Here is a 5,136-nt window from a genome sequence, read left to right as displayed (position 1 = left end):
TTCGCTGCTCGATCTGCAGCGCCAAGCCGTAAACGTCGGCCAGCAAGGTTGTGAAAATTTCCCCGTAGATCACCAGAATGAAGGGAAGCTGCAGCAGCGGGCCAAATCCGTGAATCAGGTGCCCCATCGGGATGTCAAACTGCGCGATCCCCGGCATTTGGGCGGACAGCGCATAATGACCTGCCAGCAGCATGGCCCCGATGCCGATTCCGCCCCAGACGCCCCCCCAATACAGCACCGACCGGTCTTCAATCTGAGCGCCAAGCGGTACGAGCACCGCTTGAGCCATGGTCAGGTTGAACGCGGCGTAGAGGAGCGCGGCGAACCAAATGCGCTGGGCGGAATAATCCGATTCCATGTGAAGCCAATTGCCGGCTCCGGGCGTATCCCAGGTAATCCATACGGCAATGCAGCTGAAGCCGATCATGAGCGGGACGATGACGGAGTTAACGGCCATAATCGCCTTCATCCCACGGACAAGAATGAGATACGCCAGCAGCAGGGTAAAAAGCAGCCCGGATTGAAGCGGCAGATTCAAATGCTCGGCGAAAACCGATCCCGCGCCGGCCAGCATGACCGTCGATACGCCGAACAGAGCCACCAAAGTGAACAAGCTGACGCCGTTTCCGACGGTTTTTCCGAATAACAGCCTATTGAGATCTTCGTAAGACTTCGCGCGGGTATCGTGGGCCAGCAGCATCAGCTTGATGCCCAGCCATATAAACAAGGCGCTGGCGACACCGATGGTGAAGGTCGCCATCCAGCCGTAGCGGGTGAAAAACTGGATAATTTCCTGCCCGGTCGCGAACCCGGCGCCTACAACGGTGCCTACATAGGTGAAGCTGACCTGCAGAATGCTCCCCCATTTTCTCATTCTCTCGCAAGTCCCCCTTCCTGACCGCTTCCTTTATGATACAGCGTATGAGAAGGGGCCAAGCCTCATGACTTTTTGTTTGTGCCGGACATGCCAATCTGTCTGGAGAAAAGCTTGTTCTTGGGTTAACGGACGAATTCTGATACAATGATAAAGGATTTGACCGACATTCAACATGATCTGATATTATTTGGCTGGAGCGTGTGAAGGTGGAGCATCTTTTGCAGATGATTGATCAATACGGGTATATAGCTCTTTACGGTTTGCTTGCGCTCGGCATTGTTGGCATTCCTGTGCCGGATGAAATATTAATGACGACCGTGGGCTCGCTTACGGTAGGACAAGATCCGCTGCTTGATTACGGAACTTCGCTTGCCGTTTGCTTTAGCGGGTCCATGACAGGCATGCTGATCAGTTATTTTTTAGGCCGGACCGTGGGCAAACCGTTTCTTTACAAGTACGGAAAATGGGTCAAGCTGACGCCCGAAAGGCTGGGCGTGGCCGAGGGCTGGTTTCACAAGTACGGCATGTGGGCGGTCTCTTTCGGCTACTACGTGCCGGGGGTGCGGCACTTTACGTGCTACTTAGCCGGCGTCAGCAATGTCGGATTTTGGCGGTATCTCTTTTATGCGGGAGTGGGGGGCTTAATCTGGTGCTTATCGTTTCTCACCCTGGGGCACGTCATCGGGATCAACGCTCCGCATATTATTCAGGTGGCTCACCGATACATGGGAATAACCATTGCGATACTGGTCATTCTTATCGTTATTATCGGTTATTGTTATTGGCGGCACCGCAAGCGGGCCGTAACCCGGACATGAAAAAAACCTTGACAGGAAGCTCCTGTCAAGGTTTTTTTTGGCATACGATGCTATTCCGCGAACAATTTGATGGAATTGACCTTTTGCGATTTCGGGTCGATATCCAGCTTCAGCACTGCTCCGGTCGCTTTATACGTGAGAACGAAGCTGGTGTTTGAATCCGGTTTGCCGAGCGCTTTGGTAACTTCCTCAACCGGGTCGCCGAGCTTCAGGCCGTTCAGACCCGGATTGACGTCGGCGCTTCGGACATCGACAAAATGCAGCTGTTTCTGCTTGTCGAAGCCGACGAGGAAATCGGTGTAATCGTACACCGTAATCGGATCAGTGTCATCCTCCATGACGAATTGCTCTTTCGGCTTGCCGAATTTCTCTGTAATTTCCGCAGCGCTCGTTTTGAGCGTCAAGCCCAGCAAGGTCGGCTTGGCCTGCGTATACGGCGATTTGATTTCGATCTTCGGCTTCGTTTGCGCATTGGGCTTCGCTGCCGGAGGCGTCTGCTCGCCTTCTCCTTTGTCCTTGTCGCCCTTGTCGCCCTTGTCGGCGCTTGCGAGCGAGACTTTATCGGCCTGATTTCCCGCCGGCGTAGCAGGAGTAGGGACAGACGGATTCGTGATCGTCTCGTTCTGAGGCAAGGCTGTTTCCGTCGGCGTAACGACCGTCGATTCCGGAACCATTTCCTTCGGCTGCGCAGGCGTCGGTGCCGCCGCTTGTTTTGGTTTGCACCCCGTTGTCACCATCATCATGATCATTATAACGGACAAGATTCCGATGAAGGCTCTCTTTCTGTTCATCATGAGCTTCCTTTCCGTGTTACAATTTGGCTGTAACCTCTTTAAATCATACCGTGTACCCGGCCTCTTCACAAAGAGCAAAAATGCCCAAATCCCCGCCGATTGCTATGAAAATGCGGGAATTTCATTTTCAAAGCTTCATTTCCGTCCGGGCAGACATTCTTTCTTGTGTTATACCCATTAGACGATGTTTCGAAGCAAAAAGTTGCATCTTTGTTTCCAATTCCGTAAAAGATGGTACTTGAAACCTAGTTTGCCGTTATGTTAAGTTTTACGGGAACAGGGAAATGAAAGAGCGGAGGCGTGGAGAATGGAATTATTGAAACAAAAGATCCGGGAAGTGGGCGTTATCGTGTCGGATGAGGTGATCAAGCTGGATGCGATTCTGAACCATGCGGTCGATCCGGTACTGACGACGGCCATGGGACGGGAGTTCGCGCGTTTGTACCGCGACGAGAACGTTACGAAAATTTTAACGATTGAATCATCCGGTATACCGATCGCATTCGCAGCGGCACAGGAATTGAACGTGCCGCTCGTATTCGCCCGGCGCAAAAAGTCGCTCAACACCGAGACAGAAACGTACTGCGAGCGTGTGCCATCGTTTACGAAAGGCATTGTCACCGACATTATGGTCTCGAAGGAGTTTCTGGACGAAAAAGACCGCGTCGTGCTGATCGACGATTTTATCGCCAACGGCGATGCGGCACGGGGGCTGATCCGGATCATCCGCCGTTCGGGAGCGACGCTGCTCGGTCTTGGAATTGCCGTGGAAAAATCGTTTCAGGCCGGCGGACGCACGATCCGCGAGTCCGGCGTACGGGTGGAGTCGCTTGCGAAGATCGCATCGCTTGCAGGCGGGGAGATCCGGTTCGAATAGCAACATTTGTCTCGGCTTTCTGAACGCTAAGCCTTCCATCTGTCCGCTTTTTCCTTTATAATGGATCGTAGGCTGAAACTTATGAAGTTTAATCTTCGGCCAGTTGGCGAATGACAAAGATGGGGAGGTGCTACTTGCATGGGGAAAGAAATTCCGGCAGATTTTTTCGTGACCAAATTGAATGAGGCGAAAGTACACTTCGAACGTGCCCTTGATTGTAAACATACGGATTTTGACGATCTGTATCCCTATATGATTGAGCATCCTCAATTTTTTTGGTACAAACGCTATGTGGCTTGGTCCGAGCTGCTGACTGTCGTAAAGCTTTGCAAAGAGCTGGACGTCGAGTGGGAACAGCAATTCTCGCAGCAGCAAGTGGACTACATCAACAAACGCGTCATGTCCAGCAAAGTGCTCGATTATTGGTTCGAAACGAACGATACCAGAGAGCATGTAGGATAACGTTGTCCCTAATCATAAATCGAACCTGTACCGGGCTTGCGTCCGCAGTACAGGTTCTTTTGTTGTAGAAGCAGGTTGACCGCAGGATGGCCGTTATTGCCGGGGCAGCACATTCATCGCTTCAATATGCCTTCTTGTATCCGGCGTGCCGAGTTCGTGCAGCATCCGGTAGATCTCCGTCAAGTTCCAGTCGTACACATCGTTTTCTTTATCCGAGTGGTATTCCCGGTAAGGAATCATCGCCCGTACCGCCGTGTCCTCTTCGTTCATGGCAAGCTCCTCGAATATTTCCTGCAGCTTGTCGACTTCTTCTTCCGTTGCCTGGATTTCGAACTCGAAGTTGCCGGTCACATCTTCCGGCTCCAAAATTTCGCCTCTTGCGACGGCGATATAGTACGTTTTCTTTTCCATGACGATCCGCTCCTCTCATCCGTACACCTCGCTGACGCTGTTTATTGTATCCCCCAAATGATGTATTCTTATTACATAACCGACTGTAAAGGCAAGCTTGATTGTCGAAGGAAGATTGGGGGGAATACCGTGATTTCAGACGAACAATTGGACAAATACCGGGTTGAGGGGACGGTGCTCCGGGTCGTACGCGATGCGGACAAGACGAACGATGTAAAAGGCATCGTAGTCGCGTGGGACGACGATACGGTCATGATCCGCAAGCAGAACCGCCGTATCGTAAAGCTGGACCGCAGCTACCATTTTCAGCCCTTCCAGGAGCCGCGCATTGAGCTGTTTGAGGGGGAGCTTTCATGACCCCGGAACTGCCTGCTTCCCGCCGTTACTCAGACGAGCTGGTCTATTCGGACGTTCCGTTAGCCGGTTTTCGATTCGGCTTCGCGAGCCGCGGCTATGAGAGCTACTTCCTGATCGAGAGCAAACGGCCGCTGCGGACGCTGAATTCCTCCATGTGGGGCGAAGGGTTCGGGGAGTTCCGCCGCTTAATGAACCGGCAGGTGCCCAAGCAGTATGCTTCGGACGATCCGCTGGCCGAGATGAATGCTTTTATGAAGGAAAAGGGGTTCGACCCCCAAAATACGGCAGCGCTGCTGACAGCGGCGAGCTTGGCAGATTTCGGACACGAGCAACTTCGTCTTCCCGGGGGGACGGACGTATGCGCATGGGTGACTGCAGGGCTGAGCAACAAGGCAAGAGCGGGCATGACATGCGACGTTTCGTCTTTGTTTCCGGGCACGATCAATACGGTGCTGGTTATCGAAGGTCGCTTGACGGACGCCGCGTTCGTCAATGCCGTCATTACGGCGACGGAAGCGAAAACGGCGGCTCTGCAGGATT

8 protein-coding genes are annotated in these 5,136 nt (G+C 52.8%); 5 read left to right on the top strand and 3 right to left on the bottom strand.

Annotated features, from left to right (window positions below; genetic code table 11):
• On the bottom strand, positions 1 to 874 hold an 874-nt coding region (locus tag QJ48_RS26085; protein ID WP_054976328.1), incomplete at its 3' end, for a hypothetical protein.
• Positions 875 to 1,083: 209 nt separating this feature from the next.
• Here QJ48_RS26085 and QJ48_RS26080 point away from each other — a divergent pair.
• Positions 1,084 to 1,695 carry a DedA family protein gene (locus QJ48_RS26080; protein WP_054976327.1) on the top strand — a complete coding sequence of 204 codons (612 nt, stop codon included), beginning with the start codon at positions 1,084 to 1,086 and terminating at the stop codon, positions 1,693 to 1,695.
• Between the two features lie 50 nt (positions 1,696 to 1,745).
• Here the strand turns inward: QJ48_RS26080 and QJ48_RS26075 are convergent, their stop codons facing one another.
• A complete protein-coding gene (locus QJ48_RS26075; RefSeq protein WP_054976326.1) occupies positions 1,746 to 2,486 on the bottom strand; it encodes a DUF4309 domain-containing protein in 741 nt (246 codons plus the stop codon).
• Positions 2,487 to 2,796: 310 nt separating this feature from the next.
• Here QJ48_RS26075 and QJ48_RS26070 point away from each other — a divergent pair, with 310 nt between their 5' ends.
• Both QJ48_RS26070 and QJ48_RS26065 read left to right on the top strand, forming a co-directional pair.
• Entirely contained in the window at positions 2,797 to 3,366 is a 570-nt protein-coding gene (locus tag QJ48_RS26070) for a xanthine phosphoribosyltransferase (protein WP_054976325.1), read from the top strand.
• A gap of 138 nt (positions 3,367 to 3,504) precedes the next feature.
• The gene (locus tag QJ48_RS26065) at positions 3,505 to 3,828 is read left to right on the top strand and encodes a hypothetical protein (RefSeq protein ID WP_010499765.1); all 324 of its coding nucleotides are present in this window, start codon (positions 3,505 to 3,507) and stop codon (positions 3,826 to 3,828) included.
• A gap of 93 nt (positions 3,829 to 3,921) precedes the next feature.
• Here the strand turns inward: QJ48_RS26065 and QJ48_RS26060 are convergent, their stop codons facing one another.
• Positions 3,922 to 4,239 carry a hypothetical protein gene (locus QJ48_RS26060; RefSeq protein ID WP_054976324.1) on the bottom strand — a complete coding sequence of 106 codons (318 nt, stop codon included), beginning with the start codon at positions 4,237 to 4,239 and terminating at the stop codon, positions 3,922 to 3,924.
• A 129-nt stretch (positions 4,240 to 4,368) separates the two neighbouring features.
• On the opposite strand from QJ48_RS26060, the gene QJ48_RS26055 reads away from it, so the two are divergent.
• Together QJ48_RS26055 and QJ48_RS26050 are read left to right on the top strand one after the other, a co-directional pair.
• Positions 4,369 to 4,596 (top strand): hypothetical protein, encoded by a 228-nt coding sequence (locus QJ48_RS26055; RefSeq protein ID WP_054976323.1) that lies wholly within the window; start codon positions 4,369 to 4,371, stop codon positions 4,594 to 4,596.
• The coding region (locus QJ48_RS26050) for an adenosylcobinamide amidohydrolase (protein ID WP_054976322.1) at positions 4,593 to 5,136 on the top strand (544 nt) is incomplete at its 3' end. The genes QJ48_RS26055 and QJ48_RS26050, both read left to right, overlap by 4 nt.

The sequence above is a fragment of the Paenibacillus sp. A3 genome (assembly GCF_001399685.1).
Lineage (GTDB): Bacteria > Bacillota > Bacilli > Paenibacillales > NBRC-103111 > Paenibacillus_G.
This window is presented reverse-complemented; position numbering and strand designations above follow the sequence as displayed.

Bases quoted from the DNA above. Each gene is read 5' to 3' on its own strand.
- QJ48_RS26065 (WP_010499765.1), top strand. From the start codon at position 3,505: ATGGGGAAAGAAATTCCGGCAGATTTTTTCGTGACCAAATTGAATGAG.
- QJ48_RS26060 (WP_054976324.1), bottom strand. From the start codon at position 4,239: ATGGAAAAGAAAACGTACTATATCGCCGTCGCAAGAGGCGAAATTTTG.
- QJ48_RS26075 (WP_054976326.1), bottom strand. From the start codon at position 2,486: ATGAACAGAAAGAGAGCCTTCATCGGAATCTTGTCCGTTATAATGATC.
- QJ48_RS26070 (WP_054976325.1), top strand. From the start codon at position 2,797: ATGGAATTATTGAAACAAAAGATCCGGGAAGTGGGCGTTATCGTGTCG.